The sequence below is a fragment of the Streptomyces sp. RLA123 genome, from assembly GCF_056270165.1.
The window spans coordinates 4,652,514-4,671,148 of record NZ_JBWDOR010000003.1 but is presented as its reverse complement, the minus strand read 5'-3'; the positions used below and the strand labels follow the sequence as shown (position 1 = coordinate 4,671,148).

The following is an 18,635-nucleotide window of genomic DNA, read 5'->3' as shown; positions in this document are numbered from 1 at the left end:
GGTCAGCCTGCCAGTTCCGCCAGCGCCTCGGCGAAGAGGCCGGTGTGGGTGTCGACGTCGGCGGGGGTGGTGGCCGGGCACATCAGGGCCATGTTGTGGAACGGCGTCATGAGGACGCCCCGGTTGGCCGTCCACAGGTGCAGGAAGTCCTCCAGCTCGGGGTCGGCGACGGCCGCCGACGCGGTGCCGGTGCGCGGCGCGGGCGAGGCGAAGCGGTACTCCGTGCGGGCGCCGAGGGTGCTGACGGACCAGGGCAGGCCGTGCTTGGCGACGGCGTCGGCCACGCCGCCGGCGAACCGGGCGGCGAGAGCGGACATCCGCTCGAACGCCTCGTCGGTGAGGACGTGTTCGAGGGTGGCGCGCATGGCGGCGACGGACAGGGCGTTGCCGGCGAGCGTTCCGCCGACACCGCCCATGTCGACGAGGTCGAGGTCGGCGCGGCCGAGGAGCCGGGCAGCGAGCTCGGCGGACAGGCCGTAGGCGCCGGCGGGGACGCCGCCCGCGATGGCCTTGCCGATGGTGAGGACGTCCGGGTCGAGGTTCCAGGCGGCGGTGGCGCCGCCGGGTCCGGCGGAGAAGGTGTGCGTCTCGTCGTTGATCAGCAGCACGCCGTGCCGGCGGGTGATCGCGCGGACCCCGTCGAGGTAGCCCGGCTCGGGCAGCACGATGCCGATGTTGGTGAGCGCGGGCTCCATGAGGACGGCGGCGACGTCCCCGTGGCCGAGTTCGCGCTCCAGTCCCTCCAGGTCGTTGAACTCCGCGACGCGGCTGGTCAGGGTGACGTCGCAGGGCGCTCCGACGTTGCCGGGGCGGCTGACGCCGCCGCGTCCGCCAGGGCCCGTGACGATCAGCGACTCGTCGACGCTGCCGTGGTAGCAGTAGCTGTGGAACAGGATCTTCTGCCGTCCGGTGACGGCACGGGCGAGCCGGACGGCCCAGCGGTTGGCGTCGGTGGCGGTGAGGGTGAACGACCAGCGCGGCAGGCCGAAGCGGCGGGCGAGTTCGGCCCCGACCCATTCGGCGTCCTCGGTGGGCAGCATCGCGGTGGCGCCGCCCTGCTCGCGGAAGCGGCGCTCGACGGCGGCGGCGACGGGCTCCGGGGAGTGCCCGGCCATGGCGCCGGTGTCGCCGAGGCAGAAGTCGACGTACTCGTGGCCGTCGATGTCGGTGACGCGGGCCCCGCGGGCCCCGGCGAGGTAGCGGGGGAAGGCACCGGCGTTCTTGTTCATCCAGGTCATCGGCACGCGCCCGAAGAGGTGGTCGGCCGCCTCGTAGGCGGATCGCGACTTCGGGTTGCGGGCGACGGCGTCGGCGGTCTCGCGGTCCAGCAGTTCGCGCAGCCGGGTGCGGTCGATGGACATGGGCGCTGCCTCCTGTGCGGCCGATGACGCGACCCGGCGACGCTACAGCGGGATCGAGCGTCCACTCAATGGTTCTCGCGCGAATCGCGCAGCGATACGCCGCATACGTGATCCCGCACCGTCCGAAATCGTGCGGCGTCAGCACTGATCACCGCATTCCGGCCGCCATCGGTTCATATATCCGGTGATCGTTTCCCACCGGTGCTTTCCTTGACGTTGTGGGCGTCCCGCAAGACATACCCCCGAGCCCCCGCTCATCACCGTTCATACCCCTAGGGGGTATAGTGTGGTCATCAGGTGGACGGCGGCGCGATCCTCGCCGCCCACCGGAAACGCACTTAACGCACGAGGAGAATCCATGTCTGTCACCTACAGCGTCTCCGGGATGAGCTGCGGTCACTGCGAGTCCGCGGTCAGCAAGGAGGTCTCCGCCCTCCCCGGCGTGACCGGGATCGAGGTGGACGCCAAGACCGGTCTGCTCACGGTCACCTCCGCGGCCCCGCTGGACGACGACGCGGTACGCGCCGCCGTGGACGAGGCGGGCTACGAGCTGGTCGGCAGGTCATGACTCCCGCGGATCGCCCGCAGGTCCTCCCGCCGGTCGCCACGGCCGCGGTCACCGAACTCGAACTCGAGATCGGCGGGATGACCTGCGCCTCGTGTGCCGCCCGCGTGGAGAAGAAGCTCAACCGGATGGACGGCGTCACGGCCACCGTCAACTACGCCACCGAGAAGGCCAAGGTCGCGTTCGGCGGCGGCATCGGCGTGCCGGACCTGATCGCCACCGTGGAGGCCACCGGCTACACCGCGGCGCTGCCCGCGCCGCCCGCCCCCGCCGCGGCGCCCGGCGACCCCGCGGATGCCGCCCCGGCGCCCGACGCGCTCACCACCCTGCGGCAGCGACTCGTGACCGCGGTCGTGCTGGCCGTGCCGGTGATCGCCATGTCGATGGTCCCGGCCCTGCAGTTCACCAACTGGCAGTGGCTCTCGCTGACCCTGGCCGCGCCGGTCGTCGCGTACGCCGCCTGGCCCTTCCACCGGGCCGCCTGGACCAATCTGCGGCACGGCGCCACCACCATGGACACGCTGATCTCGCTCGGCACGCTCTCCGCCTTCGGGTGGTCGGTGTGGGCGCTGTTCTTCGGCGAGGCCGGGATGCCCGGCATGAAGCACCCCTTCGAGCTGACCGTCGCCCGCGGCGAGGGCTCCGCGAACCTCTATCTGGAGGTCGCCGCCGGCGTCACCGCCTTCATCCTGGCCGGGCGCTTCTTCGAGGCCCGCTCCAAACGCCGCGCGGGCGCCGCGCTGCGCGCCCTGATGGAGCTGGGCGCCAAGGACGTCGCCGTACTGCGCGACGGTCGCGAGGTGCGGATCGCGACCGCGGACCTCGCGGTGGGCGACCTGTTCGTGGTCCGTCCCGGCGAGAAGATCGCCACCGACGGCCTCGTACGGGAGGGGACCTCGGCCGTCGACGCCGCCATGCTCACCGGCGAGTCGGTACCCGTCGAGGTCGGTCCCGGGGACGCCGTCACCGGCGCCACCGTCAACGCCGGCGGACGGCTGGTCGTGGAGGCCGTCCGGGTCGGCGCGGACACCCGGCTCGCGCACATGGCGCGGCTCGTGGAGGACGCGCAGAACGGCAAGGCCGCCGCCCAGCGGCTGGCCGACCGCATCTCGGCGGTCTTCGTGCCCGTCGTGATCGTGCTGGCCCTGGGCACGCTCGGCGTCTGGCTTGCGCTGGGCGAGGGCGCCGTCGCCGCGTTCACCGCGGCCGTCGCCGTCCTGATCATCGCCTGCCCGTGCGCACTCGGCCTGGCCACGCCGACCGCCCTGATGGTCGGCACCGGACGCGGTGCGCAGCTCGGCATCCTCATCAAGGGTCCCGAGGTCCTGGAGACCACCCGCCGGGTCGACACCATCGTGCTGGACAAGACCGGAACGGTCACCACGGGCGTCATGACCCTCACCGGCGTGCACCTTGCCGACGGCGAGCGGGAGGACGAGGTCCTGCGGCTGGCCGGCGCCCTGGAGCACGCCTCGGAGCACCCCATCGCACGCGCCGTCGCCGACGCCGCCCGGGAACGCGCCGGAGACCTGCCCCCGGTGGCGGACTTCCGGGCGCTGCCCGGCCTCGGCGTCCAGGGCACGGTGGACGGCCGCGCCGTGGCCGTCGGCCGCCAGGCGCCGCCCGCACCGCTGCCGGAGAAGCTCGTCCTCGCCAAGGAGCAGGCCGAGGCGCTGGGCGGCACCGTGGTGACGGTTTCCTGGGACGGCCGGCCGCGCGCCCTGCTGGTGGTCGCGGACGCGGTGAAGCCCACCAGCGCCCGTGCCGTGGCCATGCTGCGCGAACTCGGCCTCACCCCGGTGCTGCTGACCGGGGACCACGAGGCCGTGGCCCGCTCCGTGGCCGCCGAGGTCGGCATCGACACGGCCGACGTCATCGCCGGGGTCATGCCGGAGGAGAAGGTCGCCGTCGTCCGGCGGCTCCAGGAACAGGGCCGCTCGGTCGCCATGGTGGGCGACGGCGTCAACGACGCGGCCGCGCTCGCCCAGGCGGACCTGGGCCTGGCCATGGGCACGGGAACGGACGCCGCCATCGAGGCGGGCGACCTGACCCTGGTCCGCGGCGACCTGCGGGTCGCCGCCGACGCCATCAGGCTGTCGCGCCGCACCCTGGCCACGATCAAGGGCAACCTCTTCTGGGCCTTCGGCTACAACGTGGCGGCGCTGCCGCTGGCCGCCGCGGGCCTGCTCAACCCGATGATCGCGGGCGCCGCGATGGCCTTCTCGTCGGTCTTCGTCGTGGGCAACTCCCTTCGGCTGCGAGGCTTCCGGCCCCTCGCGGACTGAGTCCGCCGGCCACACGCACGCCGCGGTCGCCTCACTCCTCCCCGAGGAGCGAGGCGATCACGGCGTCCATGTCGACCCCGCGGAACTCGTGGCCGGGCGGAACCGCCTCGTAGACACGTGCCAGGAAGATCCGCAGGTCGGTGGTGGCGACCTCCACCAAGGCGATGCCCTCGGGGGCGCGGAACTCCAGCGCCGTGCGGTCCGGGCCGGCGGGACGGACGTGGACGTCCCCCTCGCCGGCCGGCTCGTAGAGCCCCGTGGTGAGCAGGCCGCGGCCGAAGACCCAGGTGACCTCCGCGCCGTCGAGCGACACCGAGGCCGGGAAGGCCACCCGCGCCGCGAGTGGGTCGTCGCGGTGGTAGCGCAGGGTCGCCGTGATCTCGTGGCCCTCCGGCCCGGACTCCCGGGTGCGCAGGCGGGCGCGGACGATGTGGTCGATGTCGGTGAGCATGGCTGGGTCCTCCGGGGGTGCCGTGCCGCGTTCCGGTGTGCCTTCCGTCGAGGGGTGAGAGCGTCAACGGCCCTGCCTCTTACGCGGATTGAGGAACGACTTCCGGCGGAACGATGTGATGTGCGTCACACGGTACCGGCGGCACTGTCGGTTTCGTGCCATGGATGAGGCCGTGGCGCCCTGACGGACGCCGCCGGACCGTGACGGAGCCCCCGGTGCGGTGGAACGGCCGGGTCGTCGGCGGCTGGGCACGGCGCGCGGACGGCTCCGGGGCGCACCGGCTGCCGACCTGCCCCGGCCCCGGCCGCGAGGCGGCCGCGGCGATCGAGGCGGAGGCGGCCCGGCTGCGCGGCCGGCGGGGCGGCACGCGCGGCACCCCCGCTTCCGGAGGCCACTGGAACGCGAGCCGCCGGCCTGAAGCGCCGTCACTCCGGGTATGCCGCATCCGACGGTCGGTACACAGAACTGACAGTGGAGGTGGACCCATGGAACAGGTGGCGGTGTTCTGCGGCAGTTGCGACTGCGGCTGTCCCACGCTGTACGTCGACGACAGCGCGCCCCCCGAGCAGAGGGTCGTGATGACCGACGACTTCGGGCAGCGCGTGCGGATGAGTTCGGACCAGTTCCGTTCGCTGGTGGAAGAGGCGAAGGCGGGCCGGCTGGACCACGTCTAGCGGTCCGGCCGGCCCGCCTTCGCGGGCGCCCCGTCAGCCGAGGCGGGTGAGCTTCGAGCCGAAGGACGGCTCGGTCAGGCCGCGTTCGAGCGCGACCGGGACCTTGATGCTGCTGTCGCCGTTGCCGACGGTGAGGGTGCCGATCGCGGTTCCGGCCGGCGCCTTGTGCGGGATCCCGCTCTTGGCGGCGACCACCGAGATGTCGACCTTCAGGCCGGTCCAGCCGATCGCGGTGACGTCCTTGGTGGCCACGACACGCGTCCGGCCGCCGAGGCCGTCGTCGATGTAGCCGACGACGTCGCCCTTCTTGATCACGGTGTCCGAGGTGAGGGTGGACAGGGCGGCCTGCAGCAGGGTGCTGCTGCGCTCGAGCACCGTGTCGATGATGGGTGCCTTGTGCTGCCCCAGCATCGCGCCGATGATCAGCTGCTTCGTGCCGCCGATCTCACGGACCGCCGCGAAGAGCAGATTGCCGCCCGCCTTGGTGCTGGTGCCGGTCTTGATGCCGACGACGTGGTGGTAGCCGGCGAGCTGGTTGTAGTTCTTCTGGATGTCGCCGTTGATGTCCGTGTACTGGATCTTGGTGGCGATCTCCGCGAACACCGGGTCCTTCATCGCGGCGTGACCCAGCTTCACCTGGTCGCTCGCCGTGCTGACGGTGGTCGCCTCCAGGCCGCTGGGGTCGGTGTAGTGGGTGTTCGTCATCCCGAGCTGCTTGGCGGTGGCGTTCATCTTCTTCACGAACGCCTTCTCCGACCCCGCGTCCCAGCGGGCCAGCAGGCGCGCGACGTTGTTCGCCGACGGCAGCATGACCGCCTCCAGCGCCTCGTACTCGCTGAGCTTCTGCCCGGCGGTCACCTTGACCACGGACTCCTGCTCCGCCTGGCCGGTGACGAACTGCTCCTCGGCCGTCTTGTCGACCGGAACCGTCTCGCCCCCGCCGCCCTCCTTGACCGGGTGGTCGCGCAGGATCACATAGGTCGTCATGACCTTCGCGACGCTGGCGATCGGCACGGGCTTCTCCTGGCCGAACGCGCCCAGCCGGCCCAGGCCCTCGGCCTCGACGACCGCCTGGCCCTGCGCGGGCCACGGCAGTGAGAGCTCGTCGCCCTTGAAGGTGAACGACGACTTCGCCGTCAGGGTCAGCTGGGGCGCGGGCAGCGGACGCAGCGCCTGCGCCAGTACGAAGACCAGCGCCAGCAGCAGCACCAGCGGCGTCCAGATCTTCACCCGGCGCACGGTGGTGCGCAGGGGGGTCTGCACCGGCGGCGGGGTGTTGGTCAGCTCCGCCAGCAGCTTGAGAGGTTCGTCCGGCTCGGGCGGGAGCGGCATCTGCTTCGTGCGCGAGCCGAGGTCCTCGGCCGCCGGCCGCTCGTCGCCGACCAGCGGGACAAACGTTCCGCCCAGCCGGGCGGGCGTCGCCACGGGCGCGGCGGCGGAGGGCCGCGCGACGGCCTTTCCGGCGTCGCCGGCTTCGCCTGACCTGTCCTTTCGCGGCACGGCGGCCGGGGCGCCGGGCGCCCGGAGGGTGAGCGTTCCCTCCCGGGGCGGGGCATCCGCGCCGTCCACGCGCGGCGCACGCAGCGTCATGGTGCCCTCGCCGGTCCGCAGACCGGCGCCGGGACCCCCGAACACGCCCCCTCCGCCGTTGACACGGCGGGGAGCGTCCTGGGAGGGGTCGCCGGAGTCGCCGTCCCCGGCGGAGGCCGTGTCGTCCTCCGCGGGCTCGGGCTCGCCGCCGTCCTCGCCGTCCTCGCCGTCCTCGGCCGTCCCGGCCTCTGGCACGTCGCCGGGGGCCTCGGGGTCCGCTCCGTCGGCCGCCTCGCCGTCCTCGGCCGTCTCGTGCGAGCCCTCCGGGTCCTCCGTGCCGTCCCCTTCGTCCGCGGGCTCCTCAACGGGCTCCTCAGACGCCGCTGTGGCGGCCTCGGGCGCGCCGTCCGGCCCGTCGGGGCCGTCGGCGGCTTCCGCCTCCGTACCGACGCCCTGAGGGGCTTCCCCTCGGTCGCCGGCCGGCTCGGCACCGGAGGCGGTCGTGTCGTCCCGGTCGTCGTCCTGCCCGGAACGGGCATCCTCGGGCACGGCCGCCGGAGCGGCCGACGCGCCTGCGGCGTCGGTACGGGATTCCGCGGGCCGCTCACCGTCGTCCGTGGAGGTGACCTCCTCCACGTCCGGCGCAGTCGTGTCCGCCACTTCGTCCGCGTCAGATCCGCCGTCCGGCGTAGCCGGACTACGCCGCTCTGCTTCCGCCTCCGTGTCCTCCCCGCCCGCCGCAGGCGGCTCCGGCGCGGACTCCGGGGTGTCCGGAGACCTTTCCGCCGGCTCCCCTCGGAAGACGGCGAGCCTCGGATCCACCGCCCCGCGCCCGGTCGCCTCCCCCGACGACTCCTGCTGATCCGCCCTGCCGGGGGACTCGCCCGCCACGCAGACCTCCTCCACACGTCGTGCGGAGCGCCGACGCGGCGCCCCGCTCACCCTTACACCAGTTTCCAGGCCCCGGCTGAACAGCCTCCTCGGGACCCGCCGACGGGACACCTCGGCCGCCCCCACGGCGGCGCCGCCCCGATCCAAGACGCAAACGACATATGAGTCGGTTCCCGCACGAACGGGCAAGGCGCTCTCGACAGGCCGGTGTGAGAGGCGTCACCCTGTCATTCATCCACGCGGGGAGGCATGGATGGGCAAGAGCCGCAGAACACTTCCGGAGGAGCTGTTGCTGCTCGCCCTGGACCCGGCCACGGGTACCACGGCGCAGCCGCAGTCCCTTGACCTCGGTCTTGCCGGGGCCCAGCTAGTGGAGCTGGCCCTCGCAGGACGAATAGCCCCTGACGGGGATCGTATCGCCGTGGTGCACCCACGGCCGACAGGAGATCCGACCCTGGACTCCGCGCTCGAACTGCTGCGCCGACGCGGCAGCCCGGTGCGCGCCGTCCACTGGATCGGCGGGCCCCGCCTGGGGCTGCGCCAGACGTATCTCGCGCACCTGGAGCGGTGCGGCATGGTGCATGCCGTACCGGGTCAGATGTGCGGGGTGCTGCCGACCACGCGCTATCAGGCGACCGACAGCGAGGTCAGCCGGGAGATCAGGGCCCGGCTGGACAGCGCGATCCGCACCGGTGTGCCGCCGGACCCGCGGACCGCGGCCCTCGCCGCGATCGCCCATGCCGTGGGCCTCGGCAAGCATCTGTACCCGGGCAACGAGGGCCGGTCCTCGCGATCGCGTCTGCGTGACCTGATCCGGTACGACCCCATGGGCGGCCTCGTCGCGCACGCCGTGATGGATGTGCAGAACGGCGCCGCCGCACCGCCCAAACGCGCCCCCGTCCAGGGGCGCCCCACACCTGACCAGGCGACGGGCCACGGAATGGTGCGGGCGGGCGCACGCTGAACCCGCGGTGCCGGGGTCAGGGCCCCGGCACCGACAACAGCACAGCCGGTGCGCCGCGGCGCGCGGGACGAGGGACCGGGTACGCCGCTCGTCCCGCGCGCCGCTGCCGTTTGTCCGCTCTTTTGAAGAGCGCAGCATACGACCATTTCCCAGCGGCGGGATGACCGATAGTGGCAGTCTGCTGACCAGCAGTACACATCAGCACACGTCAGCACAGCACCCGCAGCCGCTCGCAACCGGAGGTGCGCATCCCGTGGCCGCCAACGTCAATCCCACCGTCAGGCGTCGCCGACTCGGGTCGGAATTGCGCAAGCTGCGCGAGCAGAAGGGCATGACGGCCGAGGAGGTCGCGGCCCGGCTGCTCGTCTCGCAGTCCAAGATCAGCCGCCTGGAGAACGGCCGCCGCAGCATCAGCCAGCGCGACGTCCGCGACCTGTGCGGTGTGTACGGCGTCGACGACGCCCGGCTGGTCGACTCCCTGATGAACATGGCCCGCGAGTCCCGCCAGCAGGGCTGGTGGCACGCCTTCGGCGACGTCCCCTACAGCGTCTACATCGGCCTGGAGACCGAGGCCGAGTCGCTGCGCGTCTACGACTCCCTGGTGGTACCCGGCCTGCTGCAGACCCGGAACTACGCGTCCGCGGTCATCGAGGGCACCCTCCCGGAGGCCACCGCGGAGCAGATCGAGAAGCGGATCGAGATCCGGCTCCGCCGGCAGGAGCGCGTCACGGACCCGGACATCCCGCTGCGCTTCTGGGTCGTCATGGACGAGTCCGCGCTGCGCCGCGTCGTCGGCAGCCGGGATGTCATGCGCGAACAACTGGAGTACCTGGCCCAGATGAGCACGCAGGCGCATGTGACCGTGCAGGTCCTGCCCTACGAGGCCGGCGCGCACCCGGGCATGTCGGGGAACTTCGCGGTCCTGGAGTTCGCCGACGCGACCGACTCCAGCGTGGTCTACATCGAGGGCGTCACCAGCGACCTCTACCTGGAGAAGCCGACCGACGTGCACGGCTACAGCGTCATGTACGAGCACCTGAGGGCGCAGGCGCTGAGCGCCGAGGCGAGCCGTGTGTTCATCGCGGACGCCGCGAAGGAGTACGCCCGCTGACGGTCCGGCGGGACGGGTGGGGCGCGGGCGGACGCACGCCGAATCCACCCTCGCGTACCGGCGGCCCCGGAGCGTACACCCGCGCCGCCGCAAGACGGAAGGTGAACTTGGAATATGCCACCCGTTGGAGCTAACGGCGGCTGTGGCCAGTGATGTTGGCGAGTAGCTTCGATCACGTCAGAGCTGTACGGATGAGAAAGCTCGGAGCGATCATGGCTATTCAGCTCGGAAACACCAAGGCGTGGGTCAAGTCCTCCCGCTCTCAGGGGAATGGGGCCTGCGTCGAGGTCGCGTCCCGCAACCTCTCCGCCGTCGACGTCCGGGACTCCAAGGACCCCGACGGCCCTTCCCTCGGTTTCTCCCCCGACGCCTGGTCGGCGTTCGTCACGGACGTCAGCCGCGGCGCCTTCGACCTGGACTGAGCGACACCGCAGTAACCGCACGAGCCCTCTCGACCGGCACGCCGTCCTGGCCGAGGGGGCTCACTGCTGTCCCGAACCCTCCACCCTCCTCCCCGGGCGGAGGCCGCGGCCTTCCCGGCGTCGCGGCCTGCCCCGGGTGCGCGCCACCAGGCAGTACCCGCCGGTGAACGCGGGCGCACCGACGCACTGCAGTGCCGGCATCGGGGGAGGACAACGGGCCGTTCCGGCGAAGTACCCGCCAATCGTGGGCCGCCGAGCGTGTTCACGACAACGTCAAGTAAGGTCAAGAACAAGTAAAACAATTCTGCCATCTGATCGTGGTTCATACTCTTGAACACGACTGGTCTTGACCATGCCCCCACCGCGCGGTTCAATCTGGGGCGCCGCCCCGCGACGGACGTACCGGCGAAGTACGCACCCGTTCACAAGGCGGACCCCTGAAGGGGGGCATCAAGGCATGAACAGTCTCGACTGGGCCGTACTGGTCGCGTACTTCGGCGTGATGGTCGGTATCGGCCTGTGGTCCCACAAGCGTGTCGACAACGTCGGCGACTACTTCACCGCCGGCGGCCGCATGCCGTGGTGGCTGTCCGGTATCTCGCACCACATGTCCGGCTACAGCGCGGTGATGTTCACCGGCTACGCCGGCATCGCGTACACCTATGGCGTCACCTCGTACGTGACCTGGTCCTTCCCGATCGCCATCGGCATCGCCATCGGCGCCAGGCCTCTTCGCGCCGCGGCTCAACCGGCTGCGCTCCCGGCTCCATGTGGCCTCACCGCTGGAGTACCTGAAGAACCGCTACAACGTGCCCACGCAGCAGGCACTCGCCGTCTCCGGCGTCCTGCTGAAGATCGTGGACGTCGGCGCGAAGTGGGCGGCCATCGCCACCTTGCTGTCGGTCTTCACCGGTGTCTCGCTCAACCAGGGCATCCTCATCACCGGTGCCGTCACCGCCGTCTACTGCACGGTCGGCGGCCTGTGGGCCGACGCCCTCACCGAGCTGGGGCAGTTCGTCATCCAGCTGCTCGCGGGTCTGGCGATGCTGATCGCGGTGCTGGGGAAGATCGGCGGCATCAGCGGGCTGTGGACCGTGTGGGACAAGCTGCCGGACCACCACACCGCGCCGACGGCCGGCCCGTACACGCTGACGTTCCTGCTGGCGTACCTGTTCATCAAGACCTTCGAGTACAACGGCGGCATGTGGAACCAGGCCCAGCGCTACATGGCCACGGCCAACGCCCGCGAGGCCACCCGCTCGGCCCGGCTGTCGGCCCTGCTGTGGTTCGTCTGGCCGCTGGTCCTCTTCTTCCCGATGTGGGTCGCCCCGCTGCTGGTCCAGGCGCAGAAGCCGGACGCCTCCGACTCCTACGCGCTGCTGACCGAGCAGTTGCTGCCGCACGGTCTGCTGGGCCTGGTCGTCGTCGGCTTCTTCTCGCACACGATGGCCATGTGCTCCTCCGACGCCAACGCGATCGCCGCGGTCTTCACCCGCGACATCGCGCCCGCGGTGTCCAAGGCGGCGCGGTCCTGGAACGAGCGGGCCGGGCTGGTCGCCGCCCGGGTCACCACCGTGGCCTTCCTCGCCCTGTCCATGGCGGTGGCCACCCAGGTCAACTCGCCGGCCTTCAAGGACATCATCACCGTCGTCATCAAGTGGGTGGCCGGCCTGATGGGCCCGATCGCCATCCCGTTCATGCTGGGTCTGCTGCGGTCGTTCCGCAAGTCCGGCCCGACCGCGGCCCTGGTGTCCTGGGCGGCGGGCCTGTTCGCCTTCTGGCTGACCAACTACGGGCTGGACGGCGTGCAGTTGCAGATCCAGATCGTGACGCCGCTGGCCGTCTCGCTCGTCCTGTACGTGCTCATCGGCTTCATCAGGCCCGAGGACACCCCGGAGCGGGACGCCGTCCTGGCCCGGATCAACTCCGACGGCGACGACGACGGGGACGGCGCGGCGGCCGAGGCCCGGCCCGAGACGCCGGCCACGGCCTGAGGTCCCGCGCCCGGCCCGTTCCCCCCTCCCGGTATCAGGCGGCGGGGTAGCGCTCCAGCCAGGCCGCCGAGACGCCCCCCGGCCCGTGCAGGGCCGGGGCCTGCGTCATCTCCATGGCGAAGTCGTCCGCGAGCTGGAGGATCGTGCCCCGGCCCTCCAGCTCGGCGAGCAGGGCCGGCGGCAGCGCGGTCTCCCCGTGCTGGACGCCCAGCAGGTTGCCGCAGATCGAGCCGGTGGAGTCGCTGTCGCCGGAGTGGTTGACCGCGAGCAGCAGGCCGTGCCGGATGTCCTCGGCCACCAGCGCGCAGTAGACGCCGATGGCGAGTGCCTCCTCCGCGGTCCAGCCCTCGCCGAGGGCCTCCACCCGCGCGGCGTCGGGCAGGCCTTGGCGCACCGCCCCGAGCGCGGCCCGCAGGGCGGCGGAGGTCTCCTCGTGCCCCGGGCGCCGCGTGATGAGGGCCAGCGCGTGCTGCACCGCGCCGTCCAGCGACTCGCCGCGGGCCAGCCCGTGGACGATGACCGCGAACGCGCCGGCGGCCAGAACACCCGTGGGGTGGCCGTGGGTCTGCGCGGCGCATTCGAGGGCGAGCTGCAGGACGAGCTCCGGCTCCCACCCGACGAGCAGCCCGAAGGGCGCCGAACGCATGACGGTGCCGCAGCCCTTGGACGCGGGGTTCTTCGGCTTGTCCAGGGTCCCCATACGGTCGTCGCCGAGACCGGTCAGGCAGGCCCGGCCGGGGGCGCGGCGGGAGTAGAGCCATTCCTCGCGGGCCAGCCAGCCGATGTCCTTGCGGCGTTCGTCGGGGCCCCAGTCGCTCTGGGTCGCGGCCCAGCGCAGATACGCCCGGTGGATGTCGGTGGGCGGGTGCCAGGCGCCGGTGTCGCGGCGCACCTGGGCGCGGATCAGGCCCTCGGTGGTGAAGAGCGTCATCTGGGTGTCGTCGGTGACCGCGCCGCGCCGGCCGTAGGCGGGCACGTAGTCCGTGACGCCCCTCTCGCCGTGCGCGCCGCGGATGGCCGCGAGGGAGTCGAACTCGACGCCGGCGCCGAGCGCGTCGCCGATCGCGCCCCCGAGCAGGCACCCGCGGACCCGGCTGCGGAAGTCCTGCTGCTCGTCACGCCCCCATACGGCCCCGCCCATGCCACTGCCTCCTTCGCCGACGCCGCCAGCACTGTAATCGACCACGAAGGGTCAGCCACCGGCCACGAACGGAATGTGGCCAGTCACTCGTAGCGGCGTTCCGGGCAGATGCCGGCGGGGGAGGCAGGGGGCGGTCCCGGTCAGTCCCCCAGCACCGGCAGGAGTTGGGGGAGGTGGCCGTCGTGGGTGTGGCCGGTGGTGATGCGTTCGGGGGGGACCTCGCCGTAGGTGGTGGTGCGCTGGCGGGCGGGGCGTCCGGCGGCCTCGGCGATGGCGACGAGGTCGCGGATGGAGCGGTAGGAACCGTAACCGGAGCCGGCCATGCGGGAGATGGTCTCCTCCATGAGGGTGCCGCCGAGGTCGTTGGCGCCGGAGCGCAGCATTTCGGCGGCGCCGTCGGCGCCGAGTTTGACCCAGCTGGTCTGGATGTTGGTGATGTGGGGGTGGAGCAGGAGGCGGGCCATCGCGGTCACGGCGCGGTTGTCACGTGCGGTGGGGCCGGGGCGGGCGATCCCGGCGAGGTAGACGGGGGCGTTGGTGTGGATGAAGGGCAGGGTGACGAACTCGGTGAAGCCGCCGGTCTCCTGCTGGATCGAGGCGAGCAGCCGCAGGTGGGCGAGCCAGTGGTGGGGCTGGTCCACGTGGCCGTACATCATGGTCGAGGAGGAGCGCAGGCCCAGGGCGTGGGCGGCCTTGACGACCTCGATCCAGGTGGCGGTGGGGAGTTTGCCCTTGGTCAGGATCCAGCGGACCTCGTCGTCGAGGATCTCCGCGGCGGTGCCGGGGATGGAGTCCAGGCCGGCGTCCTTGGCCGCGGCCAGCCAGTCGGGGATCGACATCCCGGTGCGGGTGGCGCCGTTGACGACCTCCATCGGGGAGAACGCGTGCACGTGCATGCCCGGCACGCGTTCCTTGACCGCGCGGGCGATGTCGAAGTAGGCGGTGCCGGGCAGGTCGGGGTGGATGCCGCCCTGCATGCACACCTCGGTGGCGCCGACCTGCCAGGCCTGCTCGGCCCGGTCGGCGACCTGGGACAGCGACAGGGTGTAGGCGTCGGCATCGGTGCGACGCTGCGCGAAGGCGCAGAACCGGCAGCCGGTGTAGCAGACGTTGGTGAAGTTGATGTTGCGGGTGACGACGTAGGTCACCTCCTCGCCCACGGTGTCACGCCGCACGTCGTCCGCGATCCGCGCCAACGCGTCCAGCGCCGCGCCATCGGCATGGAACAACGCCAGCGCCTCGGCATCGGTGAGCTTCGCAGGATCGTCCGCGGCGACAGAGAGAGCGGTGCGCACATCGGCCTCGATACGGTCCGGGACGAATCCCGGCGCGGCCTGCTCCCGCAGCGCCTCCCAGTCGCCGTACACCTCGTCGAAGTCGTCACGGCGGTCGCCGGTGCGGCCTTCTGTGTCGATGGTGCGGTGCAGGTCGGTGCGGCCGGTGGCGGTGAAGGCCTCGTCGGGCTCCTGCCACGGACGGCCCTCCACCACCGCGTCCTCACGGGCCAGGCCGGTCTCCGGGTCGGCCAGCGCCCGGACGTGCGGCAGCAGCCGCGGGTCCAGCCACGGCTCACCCCGGGTGACGAACTCCGGGTAGACGCACAGGCGTTCGCGCAGCGTGAAGCCGGCCGCCGCGGAATGCGCGGCGAGCTCGTCGATCCGCGGCCAGGGCCGCTCGGGGTTGACGTGGTCCGGGGTCAGCGGGGAGACGCCGCCCCAGTCGTCGATGCCGGCGCCGATGAGGCGCGCGTACTCCGCGTCCACCAGATTGGGCGGGGCCTGCAGGTTCGCGGACGGCCCCATGATGTGCCGGGCGACCGCGACCGTGGCGACCAGGTCGTCCAGTTCGGCGTCCGGCATGCCGCGCATCGCCGTGTCCGGCTTGGCGCGGAAGTTCTGGATGATCAGTTCCTGGATGCCGTGGTACGAGCGCGCGACGCGGCGCAGCGCGAACAGCGAGTCCGCGCGCTCCTCGTGGGTCTCGCCGATCCCGATCAGCAGCCCGCTGGTGAACGGCACCGAACTGCGGCCGGCGTCCTCCAGCACCCGCAGCCGTACCGCCGGTTCCTTGTCGGGCGAGCCGTAGTGCGGGCCGCCGGGCTCGGACCACAGCCGGGTCGCCGTCGTCTCCAGCATCATGCCCATCGAGGGCGCCACCGGCTTCAGCCGCTGGAAGTCCGTCCAGCTCATGACCCCGGGGTTGAGGTGCGGCAGCAGCCCCGTCTCCTCCAGGATCCGGATCGACATCGCGCGCACATAGGCGAGCGTGTCGTCGTAACCATGAGCGTCCAGCCACTCCCGGGCCTCGGGCCACCGGTCCTCGGGCTTGTCCCCGAGCGTGATCAGCGCTTCCTTGCAGCCCAGTTCCGCGCCGCGCCGGGCGATGTCCAGCACCTCGTCGGGGGACAGGAACATGCCGTGGCCCGCCCGGCGCAGCTTGCCCGGCACCGTGACGAACGTGCAGTAGTGGCACTTGTCCCGGCACAACCGCGTCAGCGGGATGAACACGCTTTTGGAGTACGTGATGACCCCCGGACGCCCCGCCGCCTCCAGCCCCGCGTCCCGCACCCGGGCGGCGCTCTCCATCAGGGCGGCCAGGTCGTCTCCCCTGGCCTGGAGGAGCACCGCGGCCTCGGCGGTGTCGAGGGCGACGCCGTCACGGGCACGCTTGAGCGCACGGCGCATGCTGTTGGCGGTGGGCGGGGTGTGCGTCATTCTCCGAGCATAGGTGCGCCCTCCGTCAGCGGGCGCTGTCGGGTAGATCACCGGGGCGATTGCCGCCGGACGGGAATTTCCGGGCTGGCCTTGACGTCGGCGTCAAGGTCTACCGTCGGTGCATGCGGATCGGGGAACTCGCCGAACGGGCCGGCACCACCACGCGCGCCCTGCGGTACTACGAATCGCTCGGGTTGCTGCGGGCCCGGCGCACCGGCAACGGCTACCGGGCCTACGACGAGGCGGACCTGAGGCTGCTGCGGCAGATCCAGCTCCTGCGGGACGTCGGCTTCGAACTGGAGGACACCCGCCCCTTCGTGGACTGCCTGCGGGCCGGCCACCCCGAGGGGGACGCGTGCCCGGCCTCGCTGGAGGTCTACCGGCGCAAGCTCGCGGAACTGGACGAGTACATCGCCGGGCTCACCGAGGCGCGGGGCCGGATCGCCGGGCAGCTGGCCCGGGCCGAGTCGGCGGCGACCCCCGAACCGCGCTGTCAGTTCACGTGCGAGGGGAGTGCGACATGACCCATACGAAGACAGGGACCGGGACCGGCCCCGGGCAGCACCTGGCCGAGGCGACCGACGCGACGTTCGCCGCCGAGGTGCTGGGCGCCGGGACACCGGTGCTGGTGGAGTTCGGCGCCGACTGGTGCCCGCCGTGCCGTCAGATCGAGCCCGTGCTGCGGGAGCTCGCCCGGGAGGAGGAGGGGCGGCTGAAGGTCGTCCGGCTGGACGTGGACCACAATCCGCAGGCGCAGAGCACCTACGGCGTCCTGTCCGTGCCGACGCTGATGGTCTTCCGCGACGGCGAACCGGTGTGGTCCGGGGTCGGGGCGCGCACCAAGCGGCGGTTGCGGGAGGAACTGGCCAGGCGTGTTGTGACCGCTCACAGATACTGCGCGTAGTCGTCCAGGGTGCGCAGCACGACCTCCTCCAGCCCCAGATCACGGAAGTGGGCGAGCTTGCCGGGGCGGCGGCCTCTTCAGGCGGGGCGTCCTTCTTCGGCTTGAGCGGTGGGGCTTCGAGTGGAGCGGTCCACTCCGTAGAACAGGGCGAGGGCGGCGTGCGGGAGTTGGAAGCACAGGATGACCAAGGTGACGACCACCCGATCGGTGAAGACCAACCCGTGGCCCGGGCCGGCTCCAGCGGCGCCCTGCCGTTCACGGCCTCGGCGTTCGCGGAGCCGGGACTCCTCGCGGGCTGTCCACGGCTCGGCGAGCTCGGCGATCAGCTTGCCCAGGCGGCGGCGCGGGATACCGGTGCAGATACGATGACTCAAGGCCGTGCGGGTCCATCCTGACGTCACAATCATGATCGTCCCGCATGGCCGTTCGCATGTTCAGGCTGGGGTACCAGCGATCGCGCATCACGTCGTGATCGCTCAGCCGGGTGACTGCGGCTGCGTGAGTGAGTGAGTGGGGAGAGCGTGCCTCAGTTCACAGACGCCAAAACGAGTTGGCCGCGAGAATGCGGCCATGGAGATCACAACCGCCGTGGCGACCCATGCCGATGCCGTCGCCGAGCTGCACACGGCCAGCTGGCGAAGAGCCTACGCGGCCCTGTTCCCTGCGCAGTACCTGGACGGCCCGCTGCTCGCCGAACGCCAACAGGTATGGCGGGCGCGGCTCGCCGATCCTGTCCCGGGCGCGGCACTGTTCCTGGCCATGGAAACCAGCGTGTTGCTCGGCTTCATCTACCTCGAACCGCAGCCGGACGGCCGGATCCTGCTCGACAACCTGCATGCCCGTCCCGGCGACACCGGGCGCGGGCTGGGCAGTCGGCTTCTTGAGCATGCCCTGGACTGGTCCACCACCACGCACCCCGGCCAAGACGTCTACCTGGAGGTCCTGCAGGGCAACACCCGCGCGGTCGCGTTCTACGAACGCCACGGAGGCCGCCGTACCGCCTCCCGCATCTGCCGCTTCGACCAGGGATTCGAGCTTCCCGAGTTCGAATACACCTGGCCCGCCACCGTCCCCAGCGTCGACGCGGTCGCCAGCACGTGCTGAGAGCGACCCCGCCGCACGCCGCCGCCGGTGAACCTCCAAAACCTACCGCCGGGGTACATGCTCTCTGGCGTCCGAGCTAGGAGTACTGGGCCAACCTCAATCGCGCACCACGCCGTAAGACTCCCCCCTCTGATGACGTACCCCCCGGGTGCCACATGTCCACCCGGGACGGCAGCCATCAGGAGAGGGGACGCCACGATGCCTCGCAAACCTCGCAAGCCCTGTTCGCAGCCTGATCCCGGTGCCCAGACGGAGCCGCCGGGTGACGGCCGCCGCCGCGGCGAGGCCGACGAACGGGTCGAGCGTGCCGCCGTACTCCGGCGGCAGGGGCTCGCCCATCGGCGCCGGGGTGCGCCGGCTGACCGGGATGTGGGTGTGCTCCGGCAGATACAGGCCGTCGAATCCGCGCTCCTCCAGCTCCCGGGCGAGCCGGACGGCGGGGACGGAGTGGTCGGTCAGGAAGATCGTCGTGGCGATCCGCATGGTGTCGTCGCACCTCCCGTGTGTGGGGCGACCCTAAATCC

Annotated in this window: 15 protein-coding genes and 3 pseudogenes; 11 read left to right on the top strand and 7 right to left on the bottom strand. The window is 71.8% G+C overall.

Translation table 11 applies throughout. The annotated features are described in order from the left end of the window. Positions 1-2: 2 nt before the first annotated feature. Positions 3-1,361, bottom strand: coding sequence for a transaminase (locus RV983_RS21290; protein WP_475987345.1), 1,359 nt, complete (start codon positions 1,359-1,361; stop codon positions 3-5). 358 nt (positions 1,362-1,719) lie between these two features. Between RV983_RS21290 and RV983_RS21285 the strand changes: the two genes are divergently transcribed. Together RV983_RS21285 and RV983_RS21280 are read left to right on the top strand one after the other, a co-directional pair. Then, positions 1,720-1,929, top strand: coding sequence for a heavy-metal-associated domain-containing protein (locus RV983_RS21285; RefSeq protein ID WP_475987344.1), 210 nt, complete (start codon positions 1,720-1,722; stop codon positions 1,927-1,929). After that, entirely contained in the window at positions 1,926-4,211 is a 2,286-nt protein-coding gene (locus tag RV983_RS21280; RefSeq protein WP_475987343.1) for a heavy metal translocating P-type ATPase, read from the top strand. The genes RV983_RS21285 and RV983_RS21280 overlap by 4 nt, the downstream gene beginning before the upstream one ends. A gap of 31 nt (positions 4,212-4,242) precedes the next feature. Here RV983_RS21280 and RV983_RS21275 read toward each other — a convergent pair whose 3' ends face one another. Beyond that, the gene (locus RV983_RS21275) at positions 4,243-4,662 is read right to left on the bottom strand and encodes an SsgA family sporulation/cell division regulator (protein WP_475987342.1); all 420 of its coding nucleotides are present in this window, start codon (positions 4,660-4,662) and stop codon (positions 4,243-4,245) included. Positions 4,663-4,826: 164 nt separating this feature from the next. On the opposite strand from RV983_RS21275, the pseudogene RV983_RS21270 reads away from it, so the two are divergent. Next, positions 4,827-4,949: pseudogene (locus RV983_RS21270) on the top strand (hypothetical protein); the annotation flags it as partial. A 198-nt stretch (positions 4,950-5,147) separates the two neighbouring features. Beyond that, positions 5,148-5,336 carry a hypothetical protein gene (locus tag RV983_RS21265; RefSeq protein ID WP_475990400.1) on the top strand — a complete coding sequence of 63 codons (189 nt, stop codon included), beginning with the start codon at positions 5,148-5,150 and terminating at the stop codon, positions 5,334-5,336. A 33-nt stretch (positions 5,337-5,369) separates the two neighbouring features. On the opposite strand, the gene RV983_RS21260 is transcribed toward RV983_RS21265, so the two are convergent. Further along, positions 5,370-7,526, bottom strand: coding sequence for a D-alanyl-D-alanine carboxypeptidase (locus RV983_RS21260; RefSeq protein ID WP_475987341.1), 2,157 nt, complete (start codon positions 7,524-7,526; stop codon positions 5,370-5,372). A 484-nt stretch (positions 7,527-8,010) separates the two neighbouring features. Between RV983_RS21260 and RV983_RS21255 the strand changes: the two genes are divergently transcribed. The 4 genes and pseudogenes from RV983_RS21255 (at position 8,011) to RV983_RS21240 (ending at position 12,248) form a co-directional block, all read left to right on the top strand. After that, positions 8,011-8,721, top strand: a complete 711-nt coding sequence (locus tag RV983_RS21255; protein WP_475987340.1) for a GOLPH3/VPS74 family protein — start codon at positions 8,011-8,013, stop codon at positions 8,719-8,721. Between the two features lie 253 nt (positions 8,722-8,974). Further along, a complete protein-coding gene (locus RV983_RS21250; protein ID WP_475987339.1) occupies positions 8,975-9,832 on the top strand; it encodes a helix-turn-helix domain-containing protein in 858 nt (285 codons plus the stop codon). A 212-nt stretch (positions 9,833-10,044) separates the two neighbouring features. Next, entirely contained in the window at positions 10,045-10,254 is a 210-nt protein-coding gene (locus RV983_RS21245) for a DUF397 domain-containing protein (RefSeq protein WP_475987338.1), read from the top strand. A 457-nt stretch (positions 10,255-10,711) separates the two neighbouring features. Beyond that, positions 10,712-12,248: pseudogene (locus RV983_RS21240) on the top strand (sodium:solute symporter family protein). A 34-nt stretch (positions 12,249-12,282) separates the two neighbouring features. On the opposite strand, the gene RV983_RS21235 reads toward RV983_RS21240, so the two are convergent. Continuing rightward, a complete protein-coding gene (locus RV983_RS21235) occupies positions 12,283-13,389 on the bottom strand; it encodes an ADP-ribosylglycohydrolase family protein (protein WP_475987337.1) in 1,107 nt (368 codons plus the stop codon). A gap of 140 nt (positions 13,390-13,529) precedes the next feature. Next, positions 13,530-16,103 carry a bifunctional FO biosynthesis protein CofGH gene (locus RV983_RS21230; RefSeq protein ID WP_475987336.1) on the bottom strand — a complete coding sequence of 858 codons (2,574 nt, stop codon included), beginning with the start codon at positions 16,101-16,103 and terminating at the stop codon, positions 13,530-13,532. Between the two features lie 122 nt (positions 16,104-16,225). Here RV983_RS21230 and RV983_RS21225 point away from each other — a divergent pair, with 122 nt between their 5' ends. Together RV983_RS21225 and RV983_RS21220 are read left to right on the top strand one after the other, a co-directional pair. Continuing rightward, positions 16,226-16,627 carry a MerR family transcriptional regulator gene (locus RV983_RS21225; RefSeq protein WP_475987335.1) on the top strand — a complete coding sequence of 134 codons (402 nt, stop codon included), beginning with the start codon at positions 16,226-16,228 and terminating at the stop codon, positions 16,625-16,627. Continuing rightward, a complete protein-coding gene (locus tag RV983_RS21220; protein WP_475987334.1) occupies positions 16,624-17,007 on the top strand; it encodes a thioredoxin family protein in 384 nt (127 codons plus the stop codon). Before RV983_RS21225 ends, RV983_RS21220 begins: the two co-directional genes overlap by 4 nt. A 77-nt stretch (positions 17,008-17,084) precedes the next feature. Here RV983_RS21220 and RV983_RS21215 read toward each other — a convergent pair whose 3' ends face one another. Continuing rightward, entirely contained in the window at positions 17,085-17,381 is a 297-nt protein-coding gene (locus RV983_RS21215; RefSeq protein WP_475987333.1) for a hypothetical protein, read from the bottom strand. A 196-nt stretch (positions 17,382-17,577) separates the two neighbouring features. On the opposite strand from RV983_RS21215, the gene RV983_RS21210 reads away from it, so the two are divergent. Beyond that, entirely contained in the window at positions 17,578-18,111 is a 534-nt protein-coding gene (locus RV983_RS21210) for an N-acetyltransferase family protein (protein WP_475987332.1), read from the top strand. Between the two features lie 228 nt (positions 18,112-18,339). On the opposite strand, the pseudogene RV983_RS21205 reads toward RV983_RS21210, so the two are convergent. Continuing rightward, positions 18,340-18,594, bottom strand: a pseudogene (locus RV983_RS21205) (LLM class flavin-dependent oxidoreductase); the annotation flags it as partial. Positions 18,595-18,635: the final 41 nt, after the last annotated feature.

Excerpts from the sequence above, each read along its gene's own strand:
- RV983_RS21290 (WP_475987345.1), bottom strand. The coding sequence starts at position 1,361 with ATGTCCATCGACCGCACCCGGCTGCGCGAACTGCTGGACCGCGAGACC.
- RV983_RS21285 (WP_475987344.1), top strand. The coding sequence starts at position 1,720 with ATGTCTGTCACCTACAGCGTCTCCGGGATGAGCTGCGGTCACTGCGAG.
- RV983_RS21280 (WP_475987343.1), top strand. The coding sequence starts at position 1,926 with ATGACTCCCGCGGATCGCCCGCAGGTCCTCCCGCCGGTCGCCACGGCC.
- RV983_RS21275 (WP_475987342.1), bottom strand. The coding sequence starts at position 4,662 with ATGCTCACCGACATCGACCACATCGTCCGCGCCCGCCTGCGCACCCGG.
- RV983_RS21265 (WP_475990400.1), top strand. The coding sequence starts at position 5,148 with ATGGAACAGGTGGCGGTGTTCTGCGGCAGTTGCGACTGCGGCTGTCCC.
- RV983_RS21255 (WP_475987340.1), top strand. The coding sequence starts at position 8,011 with ATGGGCAAGAGCCGCAGAACACTTCCGGAGGAGCTGTTGCTGCTCGCC.
- RV983_RS21245 (WP_475987338.1), top strand. The coding sequence starts at position 10,045 with ATGGCTATTCAGCTCGGAAACACCAAGGCGTGGGTCAAGTCCTCCCGC.
- RV983_RS21235 (WP_475987337.1), bottom strand. The coding sequence starts at position 13,389 with ATGGGCGGGGCCGTATGGGGGCGTGACGAGCAGCAGGACTTCCGCAGC.
- RV983_RS21230 (WP_475987336.1), bottom strand. The coding sequence starts at position 16,103 with ATGACGCACACCCCGCCCACCGCCAACAGCATGCGCCGTGCGCTCAAG.
- RV983_RS21225 (WP_475987335.1), top strand. The coding sequence starts at position 16,226 with ATGCGGATCGGGGAACTCGCCGAACGGGCCGGCACCACCACGCGCGCC.
- RV983_RS21220 (WP_475987334.1), top strand. The coding sequence starts at position 16,624 with ATGACCCATACGAAGACAGGGACCGGGACCGGCCCCGGGCAGCACCTG.
- RV983_RS21210 (WP_475987332.1), top strand. The coding sequence starts at position 17,578 with ATGGAGATCACAACCGCCGTGGCGACCCATGCCGATGCCGTCGCCGAG.